This is a genomic window from Pseudomonas sp. LAIL14HWK12:I7 (assembly GCF_000483465.1).
In the GTDB taxonomy this organism is placed as follows: Bacteria; Pseudomonadota; Gammaproteobacteria; order Pseudomonadales; family Pseudomonadaceae; genus Aquipseudomonas; species Aquipseudomonas kermanshahensis.
Map to the genome: position 1 here is coordinate 154,723 of NZ_KI519605.1, position 24,657 is coordinate 179,379.

The following is a 24,657-nucleotide window of genomic DNA, read 5'->3' on the forward strand; positions in this document are numbered from 1 at the left end:
CACCGCCGAGCGTACGAGCCATCGCGCTCAGGAGAAACGTCATGCAGCACTGGAAACGCACCACTGAAACCGCCAACCGCCTGTTCGAGCAAGGTGAATGGGTCGATGCCCGGGAACACTACCTGCAAGCCTTGGCCTTGGCCCAGGTGCTGTTCGAGCGCTGGCATGACGTCGACGAAGCGGTGGCGGTGTTCGTCATCGCTCACCACAACCTGGCCGACCTGCACCTGCGCCTGAACCAGCCGCACGAGAGCGCCGACTACCTGTGCTCTGCACACCAGCGCCTGCTCCAGGCCAGCCAGGAGGCCCGCTTGCCCCAGGCGCTGCGGGATGCAGCGCTGCGCCACAGTTCACGCACCTACACCGAATTGCTGAGTTTCATTGCCGAGTACGGACAGTACCCGCGCACCGAGCGCCTGCTCAACCGTCACGCCCCCGCCGCCAGCGAGCTGGCCGCGCAAACAGGCGTGACACCCAGAACCCACGCTTACGGAATCCATTGATATGCCACATACCTTGCCTGCGTTGCCTTATGCCTACGATGCGCTGGAGCCGCACATCGATGCCCAGACCATGGAAATTCACCACAGCAAGCACCACCAGACCTACATCAACAACCTCAACGCTGCCATCGAAGGCACCGAGTGGGCCGAATGGCCGGTGGAGCAGCTGGTAAGCGCGGTCAAGCAGCTGCCAGAAAAGCTGCAGGGCGCCGTGATCAACCAAGGCGGCGGCCACGCCAACCACACGCTGTTCTGGACGGTGATGGCGCCACACGGCGGCGGCCAGCCACACGGTCAGGTGGCCAAGGCCATCGAGGCCGAGCTGGGTGGGTTCGACGCGTTCAAGGACGCCTTCACCAAAGCAGCGCTGACCCGCTTTGGCAGTGGCTGGGCCTGGCTCAGCGTCACCCCGGGCAACACGTTAGTGGTCGAAAGCAGCGGTAACCAGGACAGCCCGCTGATGCACGGCAACACGCCGATTCTCGGGTTGGACGTGTGGGAGCACGCCTACTACCTGAAATACCAGAACCGTCGCCCTGAATACATCGGTGCCTTCTACAACGTCGTCGACTGGGCGGAAGTGGAACGTCGTTATCTCGAAGCCTTGAAGTGAGTCGATCCGGTATGCGTTCACAGGTGTTGTCCGTCAGCAGCGTGCGTCTGTTTCGTCTGGCGATAGGAACCTTGCTGTTGCTGGCGGGCACAGCATTGCTGCTGGCGCAGGGCATTGCCTGGCTGGGCCTGGAGCCGCGCATGCTGCGTGCCCTCGAAGGGGGCGCATTGTGTGCGTTGGGGACAGCGCTGGGCGCGGTACCGGTGTTGGTGATTCGTAACATGCCGGTAGCCCTGGCCGACACACTGCTGGGCTTCGGCGCGGGTGTGATGCTGGCGGCCACCGCGTTTTCCCTGATCATCCCGGGGCTGGAGGCGGCGCAAGGCATCGGCTTCAGCCCTTGGGGCGCGGGCGGCTTGATCAGCTTTGGCCTGATGTTTGGCGCCTTGTGCCTGTTCCTGGTCGACCTCAAGGTCTCCGGTGCCTCGCCAGAAGCCTTGGTCGGCACGGACAACCAGCCGGTGATCGCCGCGCGAATCTGGTTGTTCGTGATCGCCATCATCGCCCACAACATTCCTGAAGGCATGGCCATTGGCGTGTCTGCGGGCGGCGGCATGGCCGATGCCGACAGCCTGGCAATGGGCATCGCTTTGCAGGATGTGCCGGAAGGGCTGGTGATTGCGTTGGTGCTGGCGGGGGCGGGCATGCCGCGTTTCAAGGCATTCTTGATTGGTGCCGCTTCAGGCCTGGTCGAACCGGTGGCAGCGGTTATCTGTGCCTGGCTGGTGAATGTTGCCGAACTGCTGTTGCCGTTGGGCCTGGCGTGTGCCGCCGGGGCGATGCTGCTGGTAGTGACCCAGGAGATCATCCCCGAGTCGCGTAGTAATGGGCATCACCGCCTGGCTAGTTTGGGATTGTGTATCGGTTTTTGCCTGATGATGGTGATGGACACGGCGATGTCTTGAATTGATTGCGCCATGATGATTGTGTCGTGGTTGCGACCGTTCGGCGGGAGATTGTCTGGGCCTGTAAGGCCGAGCGCCGCCCGCGCGGCGCTTCGCAGCACAAGGCTGCTCCTACATTTGTTTCGGGCCAATTACCCCAGCGTCATAGGCGCACGCCACTTGGCATATGGCACGATATCGTGTTGTGAAAACAAGACGGTATCGCGCTGGCACAGGCGTTACTGGCCCGAAACAGATGTAGGAGCAGCCTTGTGCTGCGAAGCGCCGCGCGGGCGGCGCTCGATCTCACAGGCGCTGAAGGTGTTGTGACAAGCCCAGCGTTCCCTACTCGCCTTCGTCGAAGTAGTTGTTGATCAACTCGACCAGTGCGTCCAGCGCGTCGTTGTCCTGTTCGCCTTCGGTCAGCAAGTGCACTTGGGTGCCTTTGCCTGCCGCGAGCATCATCACCGCCATGATGCTCTTGCCGTCCACCAGCTTGTCTGGCGCGCGGCCTACCTTGACCTGGCAGGGAAAGCGCCCGGCCACGCCGACGAACTTGGCCGCCGCCCGGGCATGCAGGCCCAGCTTGTTGATGATGGTGATTTCGCGGGCGGGCATCGTGGGGTGGATCCTGTGGGCTAGAGGTCGCGGTGGCGGACCTGGACGTTTTTCAGGGATTGCTGCAGCAACGTGCCGAGGCGTTCGGTCAGGTACACCGACCGGTGATGGCCACCGGTGCAACCAATGGCGATGGTGACATAGGCACGGTTGCTGGCGGCGAAGCGGGGCAGCCATTTAAGCAGGTAGCTGGAAATGTCGTTGAACATCTCTTCGACGTCCGGCTGGGCGGCGAGGTAGTCGATTACCGGTTGTTCGAGACCAGAATGCTCACGCAATTCGGGCTTCCAGTAGGGGTTGGGCAAGCAGCGCACGTCGAACACCAGGTCAGCATCGACCGGCATACCACGTTTGAAGCCAAAGGATTCGACCAGGAACGCGGTGCCAGGCTCTGGCTGGTTGAGCAGGCGCAGCTTGATCGAGTCGCGCAACTGGTAAAGGTTAAGGCTGGTGGTGTCGATCTTGAGGTCGGCAAGGTCGGCGATCGGCCCCAGCATGTCGCTTTCCACGCGTATCGCTTCTGCCAGGGAACGGTCGGCATTGGTCAGCGGGTGACGCCGACGGGTCTCCGAAAAGCGCTTGAGCAGGGTGTCTTCGTCGGCATCCAGGTACAGCACATCACACTTGATATGCCGGGCACGGGCCTCTTCGAGCAGCTCGGGGAAACGCGTCAGGTGGCTGGGCAGGTTGCGCGCGTCAATCGACACGGCGACCTTGGGCTGCAGCAACTCGGTATTGATCAAGGCATCTTCCGCAAGCTGCGGCAGCAGCCCGGCGGGAAGGTTGTCGATGCAATAGAAACCGTTGTCTTCCAGGACATCGAGGGCGGTGCTCTTGCCGGAGCCGGACCGGCCGCTGACGATGATCAGGTGCATGTTCAGTGCTCGTTCTGTACGTCCAGGACAACCTGGTACAGGGCCTCGTTACTGCTGGCGGCACGCAGACGATCACGGACCTCTTTGCGATCGAGCATGCTGGCGATCTGGCGCAGCAGTTCCAGGTGCGCATCGGTGGCAGCTTCGGGCACCAGCAGGACGAACAGCAGGTCCACGGGTGCGCCATCGATGGCGTCGTAGTCGATCGGCGCCTCCAGGTGCAGCAGTGCGCTGACCGGGGCGGTGCATCCTTCGAGTCGGCAGTGGGGGATGGCGATGCCGTTGCCGAACCCGGTCGAACCGAGTTTTTCACGGGCGACCAGTTTTTCGAAGACGTCTTGCATCTCCAGCTCTGGCACTTGTTCGGCGATGACGGTGGCGACCTTTTCGAGGGCGCGCTTCTTACTGCCGCCCGGCACGTTCACGAGGGAACGGCCGGGGGTCAGGATGGTTTCAAGTCGGATCATGGATGAGGGGGATCAGCGGGCAGCTGCACCTTGCAGCAGGCTTTGCTGTTTTTCCTTGTGTTTTTTCAGTTGGCGGTCGAGCTTGTCGGCCAAGGCGTCGATCGCTGCATACATGTCTTCGTGTTCCGCGTTGGCTACCACTTCACCGCCCGGAATCTGCAGGGTCGCTTCGACCTTCTGCTGCAGCTTCTCGACCTTCATGATGACCTGCACGTTAGTGATCTTGTCGAAGTGACTTTCCACGCGGGCGAGCTTTTCAAGCACATAATCGCGCAGCGGCTGGGTGACTTCTACATGCTGTCCACTGATATTGACTTGCATACAGCTTCTCCTTTATTGCCCGTGCATAAAGAGGCAAGTCTTGCACCTGCCCCAAAAACGCTGTGGCACATACCAGGGGCTACATCAGTCGCTTGCGCTCGCTCGACGGTGCGATGCCGAGAGACTCGCGGTACTTGGCGACGGTGCGACGGGCTACCTGGATGCCTTGTGCCTCCAGTAAACCAGCGATCTTGCTGTCACTCAATGGCTTTTTCTGATTTTCCGCCGCAACCAGTTTCTTGATGATCGCGCGGATCGCTGTGGACGAGCATTCTCCGCCTTCGGCGGTGCTGACGTGGCTTGAGAAAAAGTATTTCAGTTCGTAGATGCCGCGGGGCGTGTGCATGTATTTTTGCGTGGTGACCCGCGAAATGGTCGACTCGTGCATCCCGACGGCTTCGGCGATGTCATGCAGGACCAACGGCTTCATCGCTTCGTCGCCATGGTCGAGGAAGCCGCGCTGATGCTCGACGATCTGCGTGGCCACTTTCATCAGGGTTTCGTTGCGGCTTTGCAGGCTCTTGATGAACCAGCGCGCTTCTTGCAACTGATTGCGCATGAAGGTGTTGTCGGCGCTGGTGTCGGCGCGGCGGACAAAACCTGCGTACTGCGGGTTGACGCGCAGGCGCGGGATGGCTTCCTGGTTAAGCTCCACCAGCCAACGGTCGCTGTCCTTGCGCACGATGACGTCGGGTACGACGTACTCGGGCTCGCTCGATTCGATCTGCGAGCCAGGGCGCGGGTTGAGGCTTTGCACCAGTTCGATGACCTGGCGCAGCTCGTCTTCCTTGATCTTCATGCGCCGCATCAGCTGGCTGTAGTCGCGGCTGCCGAGCAGGTCGATGAAGTCGGTGACCAGGCGTTTGGCCTCGGCCATCCACGGCGTGCTGGCCGGTAGCTGGCGCAGTTGCAGCAGCAGGCATTCGCCCAGGTTGCGTGCGGCGATGCCGGCAGGCTCGAACTGCTGAATGCGGTGCAGGACCGCTTCGACCTCATCCAGCTCGATATCCAGTTCGGGGTCGAAACCGGCGCAGATCTCTTCGAGGGTGTCTTCGAGGTAGCCCTGGCCATTGATGCTGTCGATCAGGGTGACGGCGATCAGGCGATCGGTGTCGGACATCGGCGCCAGGTTCAACTGCCACAGCAGGTGGCTTTGCAGGCTTTCGCCGGCCGATGTGCGGGTGGTGAAGTCCCACTCGTCGTCATCGTTGCTCGGCAGGCTGCTGGCGCTGGTCTGGTAGATGTCTTCCCAGGCGGTATCGACGGGCAACTCGTTGGGGATTCGCTCGCTCCACTCGCCGTCTTCCAGGTTTTCGGCACTGTTGGTGCTTTCCTGGAAGCTGTTGTCCTGGACTTCGGCGGCCGGTTTGTTCTCGGCGTTATCGGCCATCGGGTCGCTGTTGTCGAAGTCCTCGCCGTCTTCCTGACGTTCGAGCATCGGGTTCGATTCCAGCGCTTCCTGGATTTCCTGTTGGAGGTCCAGGGTCGAGAGCTGGAGGAGGCGGATGGCCTGTTGCAACTGAGGCGTCATCGTCAGTTGCTGGCCCATTTTTAGGACGAGCGATGGTTTCATGGCAGGGGCTTAATACCTTGTTCGCCGGCGCGCATGCGCCATCCACTACACGAGGGCGCCGGAGCGCCAAATTCAAGCAAGTTTTATGCCTTAAATTGTAGCGTTTGCCTAGAGCACCGTAACAACTTAAACCCCGACAGGGTCGATTTGCCAGTGCTCCAGGTGCGTCCCGGGGTTAGAGCCGGAACTCGTGACCCAGGTAAACCTCTTTGACCAGTTCGTTGGCCAGGATGGTCTCGGCGTCGCCTTCGGCGATCAGTCGGCCATCATTGACGATATAGGCGGTTTCGCAGATATCCAAGGTCTCACGCACGTTGTGGTCGGTAATCAGTACGCCGATCCCCTTGGCCTTGAGGTGATGGATGATCTGCTTGATGTCACCGACGGAAATCGGGTCGACGCCCGCGAAGGGTTCGTCGAGCAGGATGAACTTCGGTGCGGTCGCCAGGGCGCGTGCGATCTCGACACGGCGGCGTTCGCCACCCGAGAGGCTCATGCCGAGGTTGTCGCGGATGTGGCTGATGTGGAACTCCTGCAGCAGGCTTTCCAGCTCCTTGCGGCGGCCGTCGCGGTCGAGCTCCTTGCGGGTCTCGAGGATCGCCATGATGTTGTCGGCCACCGACAGCTTGCGGAAAATGGAAGCTTCCTGCGGCAGGTAGCCGATGCCGGCACGCGCGCGACCGTGCATGGGCTGGTGGCTGACATCGAGGTTGTCGATCAGCACGCGCCCTTGCTCAGCCTGGACCAGGCCGACGATCATGTAGAAGCAGGTGGTCTTGCCGGCGCCGTTAGGGCCGAGCAGGCCGACGATCTGGCCGCTGTCGATCGACAGGCTGACGTCGCGCACGACTTGCCGACCCTTGTAGCTCTTGGCCAGGTGCTGGGCTTTGAGGGTTGCCATTTACTCGGCCTTCTTCTTCGGCTGGATCACCATGTCGATGCGCTGACGTGGTTGAGTCACGTTGCCACCACGACCGGCGGTCGCAACCTGGGTCTTGGTGTTGTAGACGATCTTCTCGCCTTCAGTGGTATTGCCTTCATTCTCGACCTTGGCGCGGTCGGTGAGGATCACCGTGTCTTTCTGCGCCTGGTACTGAATGGTCACGGCCCAGCCTTTCATCTTGTCCGGCTTGGCGGTGCTCTGCTGCTGTTCGAAGTAGGCCAGGTTGCCCACCGAGGTGACCACGTCGATGTCGCCGTTGGCGGCGCGGGTCATGGTCACGGTGTTGCCTTTGATCATCATCGAGCCTTGGGTGATGATGACGTCACCGGTGTAGGTGGCCACGCCTTGCTTGTCGTCCAGGTGCGCGTTGTCGGCCTGGATGCGGATAGGCTGGTCACGGTCGGTCGGCAGTGCGAAGGCGCTCGCGCTTCCCAGTGCTGCGCTCAGGCTGAGCAAAAGGGGGAGGGTTTTAACGAGCCTCATACTGTCCTCTTACGTTAGAGAGCAGGTCCATCCTGCCTTCTTTCAAATACGCTTTCATTCCTTTGCCCGTGGTCGTGCCACCGGCGCCGTCGATTCTAACGGCTTGCTCGGTCTGCGCATATTGCTTCTGCGGGAATACGGTCATGCGTGAGCTGGTGATAATCGTTTCACGCTTCTTTTCGTCGGTGCGGGCAATGCGCACCTGGTCGATCAGCTCGACCTCGGTGCCGTCCGGGTTGACCTCGGCACGGACACTTTGCACGTGCCACGGGTACTCGGTGCCGCGGTACATGTGCAGGTCTGGCGTGGTCACCAGTGTGACCTCGGTGGCCGTCAGGTGTTCGACCTTGTCGGCGGTCATTTCGTACTGCAACTTGCCGTCGGGCAGGAACTGCACGCTGTGGGCATTGATCGCGTAGTAGTCGATGGCGCTCTCGTCGACCTGGGCCGTGGGCTGGTCGAGGAAGCTCTCGGGGCTGACATTCCAGTAGCCGATCGCCGCCAGCAGGGCGCCGATGGCCACGAGCAGCACAATATTGCGGGCTTTCTTGCTGAACATGAGCAGCCTTAAAGGTAATGTGCGTTGGCAGCGTCCAGGGTGCCCTGGGCCTGCATGATCAGTTCACAAAATTCACGCGCCGCGCCTTCACCGCCGCGGGCCTGGGTCACCCCGTGCGCATGTTGGCGAACGAAGGGGGCGGCGTTGGCCACCGCCATGCCCAGGCCGACCCGGCGGATCACCGGCAGGTCGGGCAGGTCGTCGCCCAGGTAGGCGACTTGTTCATAGCTTAGGCCGAGTTCGGCGAGCAAGCCGTCGAGTACCACCAATTTGTCCTCGCGGCCCTGGTACAGGTGCGGGATGCCGAGGTTTTTCGCACGTCGCTCGACCACCGGGGTTTTGCGCCCGCTGATGATTGCCGTGGTCACGCCCGATGCCATGAGCATCTTGATGCCCTGGCCGTCGAGGGTGTTGAAGGTCTTGAACTCGCTGCCGTCTTCGAGGAAGTACAGGCGGCCGTCGGTGAGCACGCCGTCAACGTCGAACACGGCAAGCTTGATGGCCTGGCCACGTTGAATCAAATCCTGGGTCATTTACATTACTCCGGCGCGCAACAGGTCGTGCATGTTCAGGGCGCCGGTCGGGCGGTCGTCCTGGTCGACCACCACCAGCGCGTTGATCTTGTGGTCTTCCATGATTTTCAGCGCCTCGGCGGCCAGCATTTCGGCGCGGGCGGTCTTGCCATGCACGGTCATCACCTGGTCGATCAAGGTGGTGTGCATGTCGATATTGCGGTCCAGGCTGCGGCGCAGGTCGCCGTCGGTGAAGATCCCAGCCAGTTTGCCGTCCGGTTCGAGGATCACGGTCATGCCCAGGCCTTTGCGCGACATTTCCAGCAGCGCGTCCTTGAGCAGGGTGCCGCGTGCCACCTGGGGCAGTTCGGCGCCTGCGTGCATCACGTTCTCGACCTTGAGCAGCAGGCGGCGGCCAAGGGCGCCTCCGGGGTGCGAAAAGGCGAAGTCTTCGGCAGTGAAGCCACGGGCTTCGAGCAGGGCGATGGCCAGGGCGTCGCCCAACACCAGCGCTGCGGTGGTCGAAGAAGTGGGGGCCAGGTTCAGCGGGCAGGCCTCCTGGGTGACGCGGGCGTCGAGGTTGACCTCGGCAGCCTGGGCCAGGGGCGAATCGGCATTGCCGGTCAGGCTGATCAGTTGGATGCCGAGGCGCTTGATCAGCGGCAGCAGGGTGATGATTTCTGCAGTGCTGCCAGAATTGGACAGGGCCAGGATGACATCGTCCCGGGTGATCATGCCCATGTCGCCATGGCTGGCTTCGGCGGGGTGCACGAAGAACGCAGGCGTGCCGGTGCTGGCCAGGGTGGCGGCGATCTTGTTGCCGATATGCCCCGACTTGCCCATGCCGACCACCACGACCCGGCCCTTGCTGGCCAGAATCAGCTCGCAGGCCTTGACGAAGTTGGCGTCGATACGCGGCGCCAGGCTTTCCACGGCCTCGACTTCGAGGCGCAAGGTGCGCAGGGCGGACTGGATCAGCTCACTGGATTGGCTCATGTCGTCAAACAATGCCTGATGAAAAGGCGGCGATTATAGCCGCAATGGAAGAAAGCCTCATCCTTTCGATTGCCCGGCAAATGCCATGGAAGTCTGTCGTTGTGCTGAACGACACGTTCCATGGCCTTGGGGCCGCCCTGTCAGCGGTGCTATAGTTCGCCGCTATTCGGCCTGTCAGGGGCACGTGTGCCTTCACGATGAGGGCAAGCGTCCACTAGGACGAGGCTGCACTAGCAAGGAGTCTAGATGAGTGTGGATAGCGCCTACGCGGTCGAGTTGAAGGGAGTGACCTTCAAGCGCGGTTCGCGCAGCATTTTCAGCAATGTCGACATACGCATCCCGCGCGGCAAGGTCACCGGCATCATGGGGCCATCGGGTTGCGGCAAGACCACATTGCTACGCCTGATGGGTGCGCAACTGCGTCCGTCCAGCGGCGAGGTATGGGTTGCCGGGCAGAACCTGCCGACGCTGTCGCGCAGCGACCTGTTCGACGCGCGCAAGCAGATGGGCGTGCTGTTCCAGAGCGGCGCGCTGTTCACTGACCTCGATGTGTTCGAGAACGTGGCCTTCCCGCTGCGCGTGCACACCCAGCTGTCGGAAGAGATGATTCGCGACATCGTGTTGATGAAACTGCAGGCTGTCGGCCTGCGCGGTGCCATTGACCTGATGCCTGACGAACTGTCCGGTGGCATGAAGCGCCGGGTGGCGTTGGCGCGTGCGATCGCCCTGGACCCGCAGATCCTCATGTACGACGAACCGTTCGTCGGCCAGGACCCGATCGCCATGGGGGTACTGGTGCGCCTGATCCGCCTGCTCAACGATGCCCTGGGCATCACCAGCATCGTGGTTTCCCACGACCTGGCCGAAACCGCCAGCATCGCCGACTACATCTACGTGGTAGGGGATGGCCAGGTGCTGGGGCAGGGCACGCCTGACGAGCTGATGGGCTCGGACAACCCGCGTATTCGCCAGTTCATGAAAGGCGACCCGGATGGCCCGGTACCCTTCCACTTTCCCGCGCCTGATTACCGCGCCGACCTGCTGGGGGCGCGTTGATGCGCAGAAAATCCTTACTCGAACGTGTTCGCCTGTTCGGTCGCTCGGCGATCGACGTGCTGGCCGTGCTCGGGCGTTCCTGTCTGTTTCTGTTCCATGCGCTGATCGGGCGTGGCGGTATTGGCGGTGGCTTCCAGCTGCTGACCAAGCAGCTGTACTCGGTGGGCGTGCTGTCGCTGGCGATCATCGTCGTGTCTGGTGTGTTCATCGGCATGGTGCTGGCGCTGCAGGGCTACAGCATCCTGACCAAGTACGGCTCTGAACAGGCGGTCGGGCAGATGGTGGCCCTGACCCTGCTGCGTGAGCTCGGGCCGGTGGTGACCGCACTGTTGTTCGCCGGCCGCGCAGGTTCTGCTTTGACCGCCGAAATTGGCAACATGAAGTCCACCGAGCAGCTGTCGAGCCTGGAAATGATTGGCGTCGACCCGCTCAAGTACATTGTTGCGCCACGCCTGTGGGCCGGTTTCATCTCGCTGCCGCTGCTGGCGCTGATCTTCAGCGTGGTCGGCATCTGGGGTGGGTCGTGGGTCGCCGTGGATTGGCTGGGCGTCTACGAGGGCTCGTTCTGGGCCAACATGCAGAACAGTGTTTCCTTCACCGACGACGTGCTGAACGGCTTGATCAAGAGCCTGGTGTTCGCCTTCGTCACCACCTGGATCGCCGTATTCCAGGGGTACGACTGTGAGCCCACCTCAGAAGGGATCAGCCGTGCCACCACCAAGACCGTGGTCTATGCCTCGTTGGCTGTCCTGGGTCTGGACTTTATTCTGACCGCCTTGATGTTTGGAGATTTCTGATGCAAAACCGCACCCTGGAAATCGGTGTCGGCCTGTTCCTCCTGGCCGGGATCCTGGCGCTGCTGCTGCTGGCCCTGCGAGTCAGCGGGCTGTCGGCCAGCCCGAGCAGCGATACCTATAAAGTTTATGCGTACTTCGACAATATCGCCGGTTTGACGGTCAGAGCTAAAGTGACCATGGCCGGTGTGACGATCGGCAAGGTCACCGCCATCGATCTGGACCGTGATTCCTACACCGGTCGGGTGACGTTGCAGCTGGACAAGACCGTCGACAACCTGCCGACCGACTCCACTGCTTCGATCCTGACCGCCGGGTTGCTGGGCGAGAAGTACATCGGCATCAGCGTGGGCGGCGAAGACGACGTGCTCAAGGATGGCGCGACCATCCACGACACCCAGTCGGCACTGGTGCTGGAAGATCTGATTGGCAAGTTCCTGCTCAACTCCGTTGGCAAGGAACCGAAAGAAGCGCAACCGGCTAATTAAGGAGTTTCCATGATTTCGATCCTGCGACGTGGCCTGCTGGTCCTGCTGGCGGCCTTCCCTTTGCTGACCGTGGCGGCGCAGACGCCTCACGATGTGGTGCAAGGCACGACCAACGAATTGCTTGGCGACCTCAAGGCCAACAAGGAGCAGTACAAGTCCAACCCCAACGCCTTCTACGATGCGCTCAACCGCATCCTTGGCCCGGTGGTGGACGCTGACGGCATTTCCCGCAGCATCATGACCGTGAAGTATTCGCGCAAGGCCACGCCTGAGCAGATGCAGCGCTTCCAGGAGAACTTCAAGCGCAGCCTGATGCAGTTCTATGGCAACGCCCTGCTGGAATACAACAACCAGGGCATCGTCGTTGACCCGGCCAAGGCTGATGACGGCAAGCGTGCCAGCGTCGGCATGAAGGTGACCGGTAACAACGGTGCCGTGTACCCGGTGCAGTACACCCTGGAGAACATTGCCGGCGAGTGGAAGGTGCGTAACGTCATCGTCAACGGCATCAACATCGGCAAACTGTTCCGCGATCAGTTCGCCGATGCCATGCAGCGCAACGGCAACAACCTGGACAAGACCATCGACGGTTGGGCCGGTGAAGTGGCCAAGGCCAAGGAAACCGCCGATAAGTCGCCCGAGAAGGCAGTGCAATGAGTGAGGCTGGCGTAAGCATGGCCGAGCCGGGCGTACTGCGTTTGACCGGCGTGCTGGACTATCGCAGCGGCCCGGCCTTGCGCAAGCAAGGCAAGGCATTGATCGACGCCTCGCGCGAGCCGCACATGGTGCTGGATTGCTCGGCCGTGGCGAAATCGTCCAGCGTCGGCCTGTCGCTGCTGCTGGCGTTTATCCGCGATGCCCAGGCGGCCGGCAAGGCCTTCGAAGTACGCGGTATGCCCGACGACATGCGGGAAATTGCCGGGGTTTATGACCTCGATGAAGTGCTGGCTACTTGATGGCAGTGCACTGAAGGATGGCCCCTCGGTCAGCGCACGCCCTCAGTGGGCTTCGCAGGCGAGGGGCTTTTTTGTATGATGGCCGACCCGTGCGCATCGGGCGCCGATTGAGGTTGAGCATGCAGGCCGTAGAAGTTAAAAGCTTCCTTGAAGAAAAATTGCCGGGATCCCGGGTCGAAGTTGAAGGCGAAGGCTGCAACTTCCAATTGAACGTGATCAGCGACGAGTTGGCTGGCCTGAGCCCGGTCAAGCGTCAGCAGGCGATCTATGCTCACCTTAATCCCTGGATCGCCAATGGCAGCATCCATGCGGTAACCATGAAATTTTTCAGCAGCGCAGCCTGGGCTGAGCGCACCTGAGCCAACTTGGCGGCGAGACTCCAATGGACAAACTGATTATTACTGGCGGCGCTCGCCTTGACGGCGAGATCCGCATTTCGGGCGCGAAGAACGCGGCATTGCCGATTCTGGCGGCGACCCTGCTGGCTGACGGCCCGGTCACTGTGGCCAACCTGCCGCACCTGCACGACATCACCACCATGATCGAGCTGTTCGGGCGCATGGGCATCGAGCCTGTGATCGACGAAAAGCTGGCCGTGGAAATCGACCCACGCACCATCAAGACGCTGGTCGCGCCGTACGAGCTGGTCAAGACCATGCGCGCCTCGATCCTGGTGCTGGGCCCGATGGTTGCACGTTTCGGCGAGGCTGAAGTAGCCCTGCCTGGCGGTTGCGCCATCGGTTCGCGCCCTGTCGACCTGCACATCCGTGGCCTTGAAGCCATGGGCGCGAAGATCGAAGTCGAAGCCGGCTACATCAAGGCCAAGGCGCCTGAGGGTGGCCTGCGCGGTGCGCATTTCTTCTTCGACACCGTCAGCGTGACCGGTACCGAGAACATCATGATGGCCGCTGCCCTGGCCAAAGGCCGCAGCGTGCTGCAAAACGCTGCCCGTGAACCTGAAGTGGTCGACCTGGCCAACTTCATCAACGCCATGGGCGGCAATGTTCAGGGCGCTGGCACCGACACCATCACCATCGAAGGCGTCGAGCGTCTGCACTCGGCCACTTACCGCGTCATGCCCGACCGTATCGAAACCGGTACCTACCTGGTCGCCGCAGCCGTCACCGGCGGCCGCGTCAAGGTCAAGGACACCGACCCGACCATCCTTGAAGCGGTACTGGAAAAACTCAAGGAAGCGGGCGCCGACATCACCACCGGTGAAGACTGGATCGAGCTGGACATGCACGGCAAGCGGCCCAAGGCTGTCAACCTGCGTACCGCGCCGTACCCAGCGTTCCCGACCGACATGCAGGCGCAGTTCATCTCGCTCAACGCCATCGCCGAAGGCACTGGCGCGGTGATCGAGACGATCTTCGAAAACCGCTTCATGCACGTCTACGAAATGCACCGCATGGGCGCGCAGATCCAGGTCGAAGGTAACACCGCCATCGTCACCGGCGTCAAGACGCTGAAGGGCGCGCCAGTCATGGCCACCGACCTGCGTGCTTCCGCCAGCCTGGTACTGTCGGCGCTGGTGGCCGAAGGCGATACGCTGATCGATCGCATCTACCACATCGACCGTGGTTACGAGTGCATCGAGGAAAAACTGCAGATGCTGGGCGCCAAGATCCGCCGCGTACCGGGTTAATAGCCCACAGGCGCACGATGTGGGAGCGGGCTTGTCCCGCGAAGGAGGCACTGCGGTGTATGGCACCGGCGTTGCCGGTGTTCGCGGGGCTAGCCCGCTCCCACACACGAATTGAATGAGGTCGGGCCTAGGCCCGGCCGGCAGTAGCCGCTTAAGGACCGACGTTTCCCATGTTGACCATCGCGCTATCCAAAGGCCGAATTCTCGACGATACCCTGCCATTGCTGGCCGAGGCCGGTATCGTGCCGACCGAGAACCCGGACAAGAGCCGTAAACTGATCATCCCCACCACGCAGGACGACGTACGCCTGCTGATCGTGCGTGCCACTGACGTGCCGACCTACGTCGAGCATGGCGCCGCCGACCTCGGTGTGGCTGGCAAGGACGTGCTGATGGAGTACGGCGGCCAGGGCCTGTACGAGCCGCTGGACCTGCAGATTGCCCGCTGCAAGCTGATGACCGCTGGCGTGGTCGGCGCACCTGAGCCCAAGGGCCGTCTGCGTGTGGCCACCAAGTTCGTCAACGTCGCCAAGCGTTATTACGCCGAGCAGGGCCGTCAGGTCGACATCATCAAGCTGTATGGCTCGATGGAGCTGGCACCCCTGATCAACCTTGCCGACAAGATCATCGACGTGGTCGACACTGGCAACACCCTGCGCGCCAATGGCCTGGAACCCCAGGAAATGATCGCCACGATCAGCTCCCGCCTGGTGGTCAACAAAGCATCGATGAAGATGCAGCACGCCCGTATCCAGAGCCTGATCGACACCCTGCGCAAGGCCGTCGAATCGCGACACCGCGGCTGACTCCTGCGCGCGACCTCCGCTGTCGCGCCCGTCTATCCGCGTCATAGCCACTTTTCTCGGGTGCCCGCGCGGATGGACTGGTAGCCTAGGGCGCCTGAGCATTCGCTAATAATCGAGGCCCTCGCCATGACCGTGTCCACTGCAATTGCCCGTCTCAACGCCGCTGATCCGGATTTCGCCCGACATCTGGATCATCTGCTGAGCTGGGAAAGTGTGTCCGATGACGCGGTCAACCAGCGCGTGCTCGACATCATCAAGGCCGTTCGCGAACGCGGCGATGCGGCCCTGGTGGAGTTCACCCAGCGCTTCGATGGTGTCGATGCTAAGTCCATCGATGACCTGATTCTTGGCCGTGAACGCCTTGAGCTTGCCCTCACGCGCATTACCGACACCCAGCGTGCAGCCCTGGAAAAGGCCGCCGAGCGCGTGCGCATCTACCACGAGCGGCAGAAGCAGGATTCCTGGCAGTACACCGAAGCCGACGGCACCGTGCTGGGCCAGAAGGTCACGCCGCTGGACCGCGCAGGCCTGTACGTACCAGGTGGCAAGGCGTCGTACCCGTCCTCGGTACTGATGAACGCCATTCCCGCCAAGGTCGCGGGCGTGACCGAAGTGGTCATGGTGGTACCGACCCCGCGTGGCGAGGTCAACGAACTGGTGCTGGCCGCTGCCTGCATCGCCGGTGTCGACCGTGTGTTCACCGTGGGTGGCGCACAGGCCGTCGCCGCGCTGGCCTATGGCACCGAGAGTGTGCCGCAGGTGGACAAGATCGTCGGCCCGGGCAACATCTATGTCGCCACCGCCAAGCGCCACGTGTTCGGCCAGGTCGGCATCGACATGATCGCCGGCCCGTCGGAAATTCTCGTGGTGTGTGACGGTCAGACCGACCCGGACTGGATCGCCATGGACCTGTTCTCCCAGGCCGAGCACGACGAAGACGCCCAGGCCATCCTGGTCAGCCCGGACGCTGAGTTCCTCGACCGCGTTGCCGCCAGCATCGATAAGCTGCTGCCGACCATGGAACGCGCCGAGATCATCGAGAAATCGGTCAATGGCCGCGGCGCGCTGATCCAGGTGCGTGACATGCAGCAGGCCATCGACGTGGCCAACCGCATCGCCCCTGAGCACTTGGAGCTGTCGGTCGCCGACCCGCAGGCCTGGTTGCCGCAGATTCGCCACGCCGGTGCGATCTTCATGGGCCGCCACACCAGTGAAGCACTGGGTGACTACTGCGCAGGCCCCAACCACGTGTTGCCAACCTCCGGCACCGCGCGCTTTTCGTCGCCACTGGGGGTGTATGACTTCCAGAAGCGTTCGTCGATCATCTTCTGCTCCGAGCAGGGCGCATCCGAACTGGGCCACACCGCGTCTGTCCTGGCCCGTGGCGAGTCGCTGACCGCCCACGCCCGCAGTGCCGAATACCGTATCCTGACCCAAGAGAAGGGGAACTGAGCATGAGTCGATTCTGGAGCCCCTTCGTCAAGGACCTGGTGCCTTACGTGCCGGGCGAGCAACCCAAGCTGGCCCGCCTGGTCAAGCTCAACACCAACGAGAACCCCTATGGCCCGTCGCCCAAGGCGCTGGAAGCCATGCGCGGCGAGCTGAACGACAACCTGCGCCTGTACCCGGACCCGAACGGTGACCGGCTCAAGCAGGCGGTGGCCGAGTACTACGGCGTCACCCCGGGGCAGGTGTTTGTCGGCAACGGTTCGGACGAGGTGCTGGCGCACATCTTCCACGGCCTGTTCCAGCACGATGCACCGCTGCTGTTCCCGGACATCAGCTACAGCTTCTATCCGGTGTACTGCGGCCTGTACGGCATTGCCTACGAGCAAGTGGCGCTGGACGAGCAGTTCCAGATCCGCGTCGAGGACTACAAAAAGCCGAATGCCGGGATCATCTTCCCCAACCCGAATGCGCCGACCGGCTGCCTGATGCCGCTGCAAGCGGTCGAGCAGCTGCTGCAGGGCAACCCGGATTCGGTGGTGGTGGTGGATGAGGCCTACATCGACTTTGGTGGCGAGACGGCCATCAGCCTGGTAGACCGCTACGACAACCTGCTGGTGACCCAGACCCTGTCCAAGTCCCGTTCGCTGGCTGGCCTGCGCGTTGGCTTGGCAGTGGGCCACCCGGACCTGATCGAAGCGCTGGAGCGGATCAAGAACAGCTTCAACTCCTACCCGCTGGACCGTGCGGCGATTGTCGGTGCGGCCGTGGCGTTCGAAGACCGTGCTTACTTCGAAGAAACCTGCCGCAAGGTGATCGACAGCCGTGAAGTGCTGGTCGAGCAACTGACGGCCAAGGGCTTCGAGGTGCTGCCGTCGGCGGCCAACTTCATCTTCGCCCGTCACCCGCAGCAGGATGCGGCCGAGTTGGCGGCTCGCTTGCGTGAGCAAGGCGTGATCGTGCGGCACTTCAAGCAGGCGCGGATTGCCCAGTTCCTGCGGATTACCATCGGTACGCCGGAAATGAACCAGGCGTTGCTCGATGCGCTGAACTGATCAAGGTAGGCTCAAGCAGCCGCCTGCTTCGATCTGACCCCGCCTGGCATCGGCTGCCAGGCGGGGTTTTTGCTTCAAGGGCTGAACCTGGCTCTCAATAGGCTATTTCCTCGATGCTGTACGGCATGCCGGCCGGCCTGTTGCGTACGGCCGCCGGGGTGCCATCGAGTAGCAGCACATAGTCGTTGACGTCATCCATACCGTCCGGGTCGGTCCACTGCTCGGCCCCTGCCGGTACTTGTGCAACCACATGCCCGTTCTTGAGGATGGTCAGGTAGCCCTTGGCGGTACTGTGCCAGCGCAGGCGGGCAGTGGCTTCATCGGCCCTTGCTTTGCGAGCGCCCGTGTTACCGAGCAGAGGTGTGCCGTCGAGTAGCCATTTCGGCTCTAGTGCCACGCCCATGTGGCGCAGGACGGTGGGTGCCACTGAGGTCTGCGCAGGCAGACGGTACAGGTTGTTTGGCCCTGGGTTTTCTTTCGGAATGCTGGGCTGGGTCAGTTCTTTGTTCAGCGGTTTATTGCTGGCGATGAAGATGGTCTTTTCCTGTTCTGTGACGCCGCCATGGCCTTTGCCCCAATAGTCGCGGCCATGGTCCGTGCTGACAATCACCAGCCAGTCTTCACGCAGATGGCGGCGGCTGCGTAGGTCGACCGCGTCCAGCAGTTCCCCCACTTGGTTGTCGGCCTTTCGCAGTGCCTGCTGGTAGCGGTTGTCGAAACCACCGTTGTGGCCGGCTGCATCAGGTTCGCCCAGCTGGATGAAGGTGAAGTCGGCGGGCGTGGTGTCAAGTATCTGCAGCGCCCGCGCGATGACGTTATCGTCGGATAAGCCACTTTCGCGTACGTCGTTGCCGTGGGCGTCCTCGAGCAGGAACGCGGTGTTGATCGGCGACCAGTTCACCACACTGGACAGGTAGGCGGTGGGCAGCGCCTGGCGCAGCCGTTTGAACAGGCTAGGGAAGGCCGGGGCGACCCGCAGCGACTCGGCATTCGAGTTAACGCCATGCTTGTTGCTCCAGACCCCGGTGAGCAGGGTGACCCAGCCAGGGCCGCTGAGCGTTGGCTGTTCGCTGGCCTTGCCAGTGATGCCGCCGGTGTAAGCGCTGCCGTAATACAGGCGTTGCTGCAGATTGCTGGCGTCGCCCAAGGCTTCGTAACGATCGAGTTGCACGCCTTCGATGCCGATGATCAGGGTTTTCGGTTGCCGCGCAGGCTGCGCCGGCTCGCAAGCTGCCAGCAGCGTCAGTGTCATCAGAAGCAGGGCTGATAATCGCATGAAGGGGCATCCGGGAACGGTACAGCGAGCGTTGCAATAAAGCGTGCCGCTCACAACTGGCAGAAATACCAGGTGGTTTGCTGTTCAGAGGGCTTTCCATTAGGCTGCAGTAATTCATCGGATGATTGGTTGAATGTAATGAGCGTAGAGTTGGCCAAGCGTTCCCTGGTCGAACTTGCCGTGGAGCGCATGCGCGAGCGCATCCTCAACGGCGACTGGCAGGTAGGGCAGCGCCTGCCGACTGAGCCGGAGCTGGCTCAGGAATTGGGCATCAGCCGCAATACCGTGCGTGAGGCCATGCGCGTGCTGGCGTTCAGTGGCCTGGTGGAAATACGGCAGGGCGATGGCAGTTACCTGCGCACCGCCCAGGACCCGTTGATGGCGGTGCAGGCGATGTCCCGCTGCACCCCCGAGCAGGCGCGGGAGACGCGCCATATCCTCGAAGCCGAGGCCATCGGCCTAGCAGCGCTGCGCCGTACCGACGCCGACCTGCACGGGTTGCGTGAAGCCCTTGCGGGCAGCGCCGGGCATTTTCACGGTGACATCGAGGCGTATGTGAGCTGCGACCTGGTGTTCCACCAGCGTTTGGTGGATGCCGCCCACAACCCGGCACTGAGTGAGTTGTACCGGTACTTTTCCGGCGTGGTGGCCGCTGCGCTGCAGCACAACATGACCACTGTTCCGCGCTGCCAGTCCACGTTCGATCTGCACGGGGAAATCCTCGACGCCATCGAGCAACGTGATTCGGAGCGGGCCAAGCGCCTGAGCCGGACCCTCATCGAATCCTGACCACGAGAAGCCCATGGCTGAATCAATGACCCGTAGCAACCCGCCCGGCGAGCGGGAACTCGACGAACTGCTGATCGACGCCGAAGCCGATGACGAGCAGGTGCAGCAACAGCCTGTGCTGCTGCGCCGGCCCTGGCTGTTGCTGCTGGGCCTGGTATTGGTGGCGCTGAACCTGCGGCCGGCCTTGTCGAGCATGGCGCCGGTGCTGGGCCTGGTGTCCGATGGCCTGGGCTTGAGTGCTTCGCAGGCCGGTTTGCTGACCACCTTGCCGGTGCTGTGCCTGGGCCTGTTTGCGCCACTGGCGCCGGTGCTGGCGCGGCGTTTTGGCAGTGAGCGGGTGATCCTCGGCATTCTCCTGACCTTGGCCTTGGGCATTGGGGTGCGCAGTGCCTTTGGGGTGGCCGGGGTGTTCCTGGGCAGCCTCATGGCCGGCGCCAGCATTGGCATTATCGGCGTGCTGTTGCCGGGCATCGTCAAGCGCGACTTCCCACAGCATGCCGGCACCTTGACCGGGGTCTACACCATGGCGCTGTGCCTGGGGGCGGCCATGGCGGCCGGCGCCACGGTGCCCCTGGCCCAGCACTACGAAGGCAACTGGGCGCTTGGGCTGGGCTTCTGGGCCGTGCCGGCACTGTTGGCCATGTTGGTCTGGCTGCCGCAGGCGCGCCAGGGGCACGGCCTGCACAAGGTTGCCTATCGAGTGCGTGGCCTGTGGCGTGACCCACTGGCCTGGCAGGTGACCTTGTACATGGGCCTGCAATCGTCGCTGGCCTATATCGTTTTCGGTTGGTTGCCTTCGATTCTGATGGGTCGTGGTCTGAGCCCAACCGAGGCGGGGCTGGTGCTGTCGGGCTCGGTGATCGTGCAATTGATCAGCTCGCTCAGTGCGCCCTGGCTGGCCACGCGCGGCAAGGACCAGCGCTTGGCCATCGTAATTGTCATGCTGGTGACCCTGGCCGGGCTGTTTGGCTGCCTGTATGCGCCTATTTCCGGGCTGTGGGGGTGGGCGGTGCTGCTGGGCCTGGGGCAGGGCGGGACGTTTGCCCTGGCATTGACGTTGATCGTGCTGCGCTCCAAAGACGCCCATGTGGCGGCGAACTTGTCGAGCATGGCGCAAGGGGTGGGTTACACACTGGCGTCGATGGGGCCGTTTGCGGTGGGGGTGGTGCATGACCTGACCGGTGGCTGGGCGGCACTGGGGTGGATCTTTGCCGTGCTAGGCCTGGGTGCCATTGTTTTCGGGCTTGGGGCTGGGCGGGCGTTGCATGTGCAGGTGACCAGCGAAAAAGTCTGAGACTGATTGTGCCAGTGCCGGCCCATTCGCGGGACAAGCCCGCTCCCACAGGATGGGAGTGCTTTCTGGACTGCGGGCTCCTGTGGGAGCGGGCTTGTCCCGCGAATGGGCCGGCACTGGCGTAAGCGCATCGAGCAGATTATCGTGCACCTTTCGATCCCAGGATGGACCTGCCCCATGAGCGACGCCAACCGCGACCTGATCACCCGCTTCTACCAGGCCTTCCAGCGGCTGGATGCCGAGGCCATGGTGGCCTGTTACAGCGACGATATCGTCTTCAGCGACCCGGTCTTCGGTACCCTGCGCGGCAAGGATGCGGGCGACATGTGGCGGATGCTCACCACCCGCGCCAAGGACTTCACCCTGACCTTCGACAACGTCCGTGCGGACGAGCGCGGTGGCAGTGCGCACTGGGTCGCGACCTACCTGTTCAGCCAGACCGGCCGTACCGTGGTCAACGCTATCCAGGCACGTTTCGTCATTCGCGATGGCTTGATCTGCCAGCATGACGACAGCTTCGACCTTTGGCGCTGGTCGCGTCAGGCACTGGGTGCGCCTGGGGTGCTGCTCGGCTGGTCGCCGCTGATTCAGAACAAGGTACGCCAGCAGGCGTTCAAAGGCCTGCGGGCGTTTCAGCACAGCCAAGGCAACTAACGGAAAGAGCAGGCGTCGTGAGTGAAGCAGTGCCGGATCAGGCGGTAAAACCCTGGTATGTCTACTTGGTGCGGGCGGCCAACGGGTCACTGTATTGCGGGATCAGTGATGACCCGCAGCGGCGCTTTCTGGCGCATCAGAAAGGGCAGGGGGCGCGATACTTCAAGACCAGCCCGGCGCAGGCGCTGGTGTATGTCGAGCAGTGGCCCGACAAAGGCGAAGCGCTGCGCCAGGAGCGGCTGGTGAAGCGGCTGCGTAAATCGGCCAAGGAGGCGCTGGTGGCCTCGTTCAGCAACGCCTAGGGCGCGCTACGCGCCCCGGGCGGTATCAGTCTTTGCGCCGCTTCAGCTGATCGATCAGCTGCGTCGGCAGCCCCTTGATGATCAAGGTCCCCGCCACCTCGTCATACTCCACCTTGTCGCCCAGCAGGTGCGCCTCGAAGCTGATCGACAGCCCCTCGGCACGGCCAGTGAAGCGGCGGAACTGGTTGAGGGTGCGTTTGTCTGCAGGGATCTCCGGCGACAGGCCGTAGTCTTTGTTGCGGATGTGGTCGTAAAACGCCTTCGGGCGGTCTTCGTCGATCAGGCTGGACAGTTCTTCAAGGGTCACCGGCTCGCCCAGCTTGGTTTGGGTGGTGGCGTAGTCGACCAGGGTCTGGGTCTTCTCGCGGGCCGATGCCTCCGGCAAGTCTTCGCTTTCGACGAAGTCGCTGAAGGCCTTGAGCAGGGTACGGGTTTCACCTGGGCCGTCGACGCCCTCCTGGCAGCCGATGAAGTCACGGAAGTAGTCGGAGACTTTCTTGCCGTTCTTGCCTTTGATGAACGAGATGTACTGCTTGGAATTCTGGTTGTTCTTCCACTCGGACAGGTTGATGCGCGCCGCCAGGTGCAGTTGGCCGAGGTCCAGGTGGCGCGATGGCGTCACATCGAGGTCCGCGTTCACCGCCACGCCTTCGCTGTGGTGCAGCAGGGCGATCGCCAGGTAATCGGTCATGCCTTGCTGGTAGTGGGCGAACAGGATGTGCCCGCCGGTGGACAGGTTGGACTCTTCCATCAGCTTTTGCAGGTGTTCGACGGCGATGCGGCTGAACGCCGCGAAGTCCTTTTCTGCTTCCAGGTACTGCTTCAACCAGCCACTGAGCGGGTAGGCACCCGATTCGCCGTGGAAGAAGCCCCACGCCTTGCCTTGCTTGGCGTTGTAGCTGTCGTTGAGGTCGGCCAGCAGGTTTTCGATGGCATCGGAGGCGCCCAGTTCGGTATCGCGTGCGTGCAGCACGGCGGGGCTGCCATCGGGCTTCTTGTCGATCAGGTGAACGATACAATGACGGATTGGCATGAAGTCCTCGGCGAGTCTGGGGGCGGTGCACGGCCGCGCTGCAAAAGTCGTCCAGTTTACCCCAGAGACAAGGTGATGCAGTGGCCGGATGTTGGCAGAAATGCCGGTTGTTCGTTTTTTGTTCAGTTTTGTGCGTTTTAAGCTAAAACCCCCGAAAAACCTGCATTAAATCGAAGTGCGCAGCGGATATTTATCCATTCCTGTGGTAGCTTTGCGCGGTCTTGCGCCCCTCGCGTGGCGCATTGCTGGCAGCACGCTAGCGTCGTGTCGAACCAAACGCCGATTTACGTATCTACATACGCGATTGGCGCGGCCCTCCAGAATTCAGGGGCTGGCCCGATAACGTCGTAGCTCGCTGCTTAACTACTGAATTTGATAGGGAAGGAACATCACCATGGCATTGACCAAAGACCAACTGATTGCCGACATCGCCGAATCGATCGCCGCGCCAAAAGCCACCGCCAAAAACGCACTGGAGCAACTGGGCCAGATCGTTGCTGACCAACTGGAAAACGGCGCTGAAATCACCCTGCCAGGCATCGGCAAGCTGAAAGTCTCCGAGCGTCCTGCCCGTACCGGCCGCAACCCTTCGACTGGCGCTGCCATCGAAATCGCTGCCAAGAAAGTCGTCAAGTTCGTGCCAGCCAAAGTGCTGACCGACGCCATCAACAAGTAATTGTTGACGCTGTGACGAAACCGCGCCCGGCTTGCCCGGGCGCGGTTTTTTTCAGCCTTGTGTTTTACGCCGTGCGTGCCAGGCCTGGCGCGCGTTGTCGTCCTGGAAGCTCCAGGCGACCATGCGGCTCTGCTTCTGCCCTTGGCCCATCTCGATGATGCGCACGGCCTTGGCGCCTGCTTTTTTCAGCGCAGCCTCGATGCCTGGCAGGTTGCTGGCCTTGGACACCAGGCTGGTGAACCACAGTACGCTTTCGGCGTACTGCGCGCTTTCCCCGACCAGTTGCGTCACGAAGCGGATCTCGCCGCCCTCACACCACAGTTCGTTGTTCTGGCCGCCGAAATTGAGCACGGGCAGTTTGCGCTTGGGGTCCTGCTTGCCCAGGTTTTTCCACTTGCGCTGGCTGCCGCGGGTGGCTTCCTCGCGTGAGGCATGGAAGGGCGGGTTGCACAGGGTCAGGTCGAAGCGCTCGTCCGCCTGCAACAGGCCGCTGAGAATGTGCGTGCGGTTGGCCTGCTGGCGCAGAGTGATGGCCTTGCTCAGGCCATTGGCCTGGACGATGGCCTTGGCCGACGCCAGTGCCACAGGGTCGATATCCGACCCCAGGAAGCGCCAGCGGTAGTCGCTGTGGCCGATCAGCGGGTAGATGCAGTTGGCACCCACGCCGATGTCCAATGCGCGCACCTGGGCGCCCTTGGGGATCTCACCCGCATTGTCTTCGCCCAGCAGGTCGGCGAGCACATGGATGTAGTCGGCGCGACCGGGGATGGGCGGGCACAGGTAGTCGGCGGGGATGTCCCAGTGCTGGATGCCGTACTGGGCCTTGAGCAAGGCGCGGTTGAACACCCGTACCGCCTCGGGGTTGGCGAAGTCGATGCTGGGTTTGCCGTGCGGGTTGGTGATGGTGAAGCGGGCCAGGTCAGGGTGGGCCTTGATCAGGCTGGGGAAGTCGTAGCGACCCTGGTGGCGGTTGCGCGGGTGCAGGGTGGGTTTCTGGGTCATGGTCAGGTCCGGTGCTGCAGGTGCTGGCCAGGGGG

General features: G+C 62.3%; 31 protein-coding genes. 18 read left to right on the plus strand and 13 right to left on the minus strand.

The annotated features are described in order from the left end of the window. Positions 1-41 precede the first annotated feature (41 nt). From D886_RS0120075 to D886_RS0120085, 3 genes are read left to right on the plus strand one after another with little or no spacing between them, the layout of a single operon-like run. Complete coding sequence (locus tag D886_RS0120075; protein WP_027595600.1) at positions 42-503, plus strand: hypothetical protein; 462 nt, start codon at positions 42-44, stop codon at positions 501-503. A gap of 1 nt (position 504) precedes the next feature. Next, positions 505-1,116 (plus strand): superoxide dismutase, encoded by a 612-nt coding sequence (locus D886_RS0120080; protein ID WP_027595601.1) that lies wholly within the window; start codon positions 505-507, stop codon positions 1,114-1,116. A gap of 11 nt (positions 1,117-1,127) precedes the next feature. After that, positions 1,128-2,021: a ZIP family metal transporter gene (locus tag D886_RS0120085; protein WP_027595602.1), complete on the plus strand. Its 894-nt coding sequence runs from the start codon at positions 1,128-1,130 to the stop codon at positions 2,019-2,021. 324 nt (positions 2,022-2,345) lie between these two features. Here the strand turns inward: D886_RS0120085 and D886_RS0120090 are convergent, their stop codons facing one another. The 10 genes from D886_RS0120090 to D886_RS0120135 form a co-directional block, all read right to left on the minus strand. Next, positions 2,346-2,618, minus strand: a complete 273-nt coding sequence (locus tag D886_RS0120090; protein ID WP_027595603.1) for an HPr family phosphocarrier protein — start codon at positions 2,616-2,618, stop codon at positions 2,346-2,348. Positions 2,619-2,638: 20 nt separating this feature from the next. Then, a complete protein-coding gene (gene rapZ, locus D886_RS0120095; protein WP_027595604.1) occupies positions 2,639-3,493 on the minus strand; it encodes an RNase adapter RapZ in 855 nt (284 codons plus the stop codon). 2 nt (positions 3,494-3,495) lie between these two features. Next, positions 3,496-3,960, minus strand: coding sequence for a PTS IIA-like nitrogen regulatory protein PtsN (ptsN, locus tag D886_RS0120100; RefSeq protein WP_027595605.1), 465 nt, complete (start codon positions 3,958-3,960; stop codon positions 3,496-3,498). A 12-nt stretch (positions 3,961-3,972) separates the two neighbouring features. Further along, positions 3,973-4,281 carry a ribosome hibernation-promoting factor, HPF/YfiA family gene (hpf, locus tag D886_RS0120105; protein ID WP_003255135.1) on the minus strand — a complete coding sequence of 103 codons (309 nt, stop codon included), beginning with the start codon at positions 4,279-4,281 and terminating at the stop codon, positions 3,973-3,975. Positions 4,282-4,360: 79 nt separating this feature from the next. Beyond that, a complete protein-coding gene (locus tag D886_RS0120110; RefSeq protein WP_027595606.1) occupies positions 4,361-5,854 on the minus strand; it encodes an RNA polymerase factor sigma-54 in 1,494 nt (497 codons plus the stop codon). Positions 5,855-6,029: 175 nt separating this feature from the next. After that, the gene (gene lptB / locus D886_RS0120115; RefSeq protein ID WP_027595607.1) at positions 6,030-6,755 is read right to left on the minus strand and encodes an LPS export ABC transporter ATP-binding protein; all 726 of its coding nucleotides are present in this window, start codon (positions 6,753-6,755) and stop codon (positions 6,030-6,032) included. After that, positions 6,756-7,280 carry a lipopolysaccharide transport periplasmic protein LptA gene (lptA, locus tag D886_RS0120120; protein ID WP_027595608.1) on the minus strand — a complete coding sequence of 175 codons (525 nt, stop codon included), beginning with the start codon at positions 7,278-7,280 and terminating at the stop codon, positions 6,756-6,758. It lies immediately after the preceding gene. After that, positions 7,267-7,839: an LPS export ABC transporter periplasmic protein LptC gene (gene lptC, locus D886_RS0120125; RefSeq protein ID WP_027595609.1), complete on the minus strand. Its 573-nt coding sequence runs from the start codon at positions 7,837-7,839 to the stop codon at positions 7,267-7,269. The genes lptA and lptC overlap by 14 nt, the downstream gene beginning before the upstream one ends. Before the next feature lie 8 nt (positions 7,840-7,847). After that, positions 7,848-8,372 carry an HAD family hydrolase gene (locus D886_RS0120130; protein ID WP_027595610.1) on the minus strand — a complete coding sequence of 175 codons (525 nt, stop codon included), beginning with the start codon at positions 8,370-8,372 and terminating at the stop codon, positions 7,848-7,850. Then, positions 8,373-9,347: a KpsF/GutQ family sugar-phosphate isomerase gene (locus D886_RS0120135; RefSeq protein WP_027595611.1), complete on the minus strand. Its 975-nt coding sequence runs from the start codon at positions 9,345-9,347 to the stop codon at positions 8,373-8,375. A 246-nt stretch (positions 9,348-9,593) separates the two neighbouring features. On the opposite strand from D886_RS0120135, the gene D886_RS0120145 reads away from it, so the two are divergent. The 10 genes from D886_RS0120145 (at position 9,594) to hisC (ending at position 17,596) form a co-directional block, all read left to right on the plus strand. Further along, positions 9,594-10,403, plus strand: a complete 810-nt coding sequence (locus tag D886_RS0120145) for an ATP-binding cassette domain-containing protein (protein ID WP_016501329.1) — start codon at positions 9,594-9,596, stop codon at positions 10,401-10,403. Beyond that, positions 10,403-11,200: a lipid asymmetry maintenance ABC transporter permease subunit MlaE gene (gene mlaE / locus D886_RS0120150; RefSeq protein WP_027595612.1), complete on the plus strand. Its 798-nt coding sequence runs from the start codon at positions 10,403-10,405 to the stop codon at positions 11,198-11,200. Before D886_RS0120145 ends, mlaE begins: the two co-directional genes overlap by 1 nt. Next, entirely contained in the window at positions 11,200-11,685 is a 486-nt protein-coding gene (mlaD, locus tag D886_RS0120155) for an outer membrane lipid asymmetry maintenance protein MlaD (RefSeq protein ID WP_027595613.1), read from the plus strand. The genes mlaE and mlaD overlap by 1 nt, the downstream gene beginning before the upstream one ends. Positions 11,686-11,694: 9 nt before the next feature. Further along, on the plus strand, positions 11,695-12,342 hold the full coding sequence (locus tag D886_RS0120160; protein WP_027595614.1) for a phospholipid-binding protein MlaC: 648 nt from the start codon (positions 11,695-11,697) through the stop codon (positions 12,340-12,342). Further along, entirely contained in the window at positions 12,339-12,641 is a 303-nt protein-coding gene (locus D886_RS0120165; RefSeq protein WP_027595615.1) for a lipid asymmetry maintenance protein MlaB, read from the plus strand. Before D886_RS0120160 ends, D886_RS0120165 begins: the two co-directional genes overlap by 4 nt. Positions 12,642-12,760: 119 nt before the next feature. Beyond that, positions 12,761-13,000 (plus strand): BolA family protein, encoded by a 240-nt coding sequence (locus tag D886_RS0120170; RefSeq protein WP_003255121.1) that lies wholly within the window; start codon positions 12,761-12,763, stop codon positions 12,998-13,000. A gap of 23 nt (positions 13,001-13,023) precedes the next feature. Continuing rightward, on the plus strand, positions 13,024-14,289 hold the full coding sequence (gene murA, locus D886_RS0120175; protein ID WP_027595616.1) for a UDP-N-acetylglucosamine 1-carboxyvinyltransferase: 1,266 nt from the start codon (positions 13,024-13,026) through the stop codon (positions 14,287-14,289). Between the two features lie 170 nt (positions 14,290-14,459). Beyond that, positions 14,460-15,095 (plus strand): ATP phosphoribosyltransferase, encoded by a 636-nt coding sequence (gene hisG / locus D886_RS0120180; RefSeq protein ID WP_027595617.1) that lies wholly within the window; start codon positions 14,460-14,462, stop codon positions 15,093-15,095. 126 nt (positions 15,096-15,221) lie between these two features. Next, entirely contained in the window at positions 15,222-16,547 is a 1,326-nt protein-coding gene (gene hisD, locus D886_RS0120185) for a histidinol dehydrogenase (protein WP_027595618.1), read from the plus strand. A 2-nt stretch (positions 16,548-16,549) separates the two neighbouring features. Next, entirely contained in the window at positions 16,550-17,596 is a 1,047-nt protein-coding gene (gene hisC, locus D886_RS0120190) for a histidinol-phosphate transaminase (protein ID WP_027595619.1), read from the plus strand. Between the two features lie 94 nt (positions 17,597-17,690). Here the strand turns inward: hisC and D886_RS0120195 are convergent, their stop codons facing one another. Further along, a complete protein-coding gene (locus tag D886_RS0120195) occupies positions 17,691-18,872 on the minus strand; it encodes an alkaline phosphatase family protein (protein WP_027595620.1) in 1,182 nt (393 codons plus the stop codon). A gap of 138 nt (positions 18,873-19,010) precedes the next feature. On the opposite strand from D886_RS0120195, the gene D886_RS0120200 reads away from it, so the two are divergent. The 4 genes from D886_RS0120200 to D886_RS0120215 all read left to right on the plus strand — a co-directional run bounded on the left by D886_RS0120200 (position 19,011) and on the right by D886_RS0120215 (position 21,911). Further along, complete coding sequence (locus tag D886_RS0120200) at positions 19,011-19,661, plus strand: FadR/GntR family transcriptional regulator (protein WP_027595621.1); 651 nt, start codon at positions 19,011-19,013, stop codon at positions 19,659-19,661. A 13-nt stretch (positions 19,662-19,674) separates the two neighbouring features. Beyond that, a complete protein-coding gene (locus tag D886_RS0120205; protein ID WP_027595622.1) occupies positions 19,675-20,955 on the plus strand; it encodes an MFS transporter in 1,281 nt (426 codons plus the stop codon). Between the two features lie 177 nt (positions 20,956-21,132). Further along, positions 21,133-21,609 carry a nuclear transport factor 2 family protein gene (locus D886_RS0120210; protein WP_027595623.1) on the plus strand — a complete coding sequence of 159 codons (477 nt, stop codon included), beginning with the start codon at positions 21,133-21,135 and terminating at the stop codon, positions 21,607-21,609. Positions 21,610-21,626: 17 nt separating this feature from the next. Next, the gene (locus D886_RS0120215) at positions 21,627-21,911 is read left to right on the plus strand and encodes a GIY-YIG nuclease family protein (protein ID WP_027595624.1); all 285 of its coding nucleotides are present in this window, start codon (positions 21,627-21,629) and stop codon (positions 21,909-21,911) included. Between the two features lie 25 nt (positions 21,912-21,936). Here D886_RS0120215 and yejK read toward each other — a convergent pair whose 3' ends face one another. Next, positions 21,937-22,944, minus strand: coding sequence for a nucleoid-associated protein YejK (gene yejK / locus D886_RS0120220; RefSeq protein WP_027595625.1), 1,008 nt, complete (start codon positions 22,942-22,944; stop codon positions 21,937-21,939). 394 nt (positions 22,945-23,338) lie between these two features. Between yejK and D886_RS0120225 the strand changes: the two genes are divergently transcribed. Next, entirely contained in the window at positions 23,339-23,620 is a 282-nt protein-coding gene (locus D886_RS0120225; protein ID WP_003255106.1) for an HU family DNA-binding protein, read from the plus strand. Between the two features lie 51 nt (positions 23,621-23,671). Here D886_RS0120225 and rlmF read toward each other — a convergent pair whose 3' ends face one another. Further along, positions 23,672-24,622, minus strand: a complete 951-nt coding sequence (gene rlmF, locus D886_RS0120230) for a 23S rRNA (adenine(1618)-N(6))-methyltransferase RlmF (RefSeq protein ID WP_027595626.1) — start codon at positions 24,620-24,622, stop codon at positions 23,672-23,674. Positions 24,623-24,657: the final 35 nt, after the last annotated feature.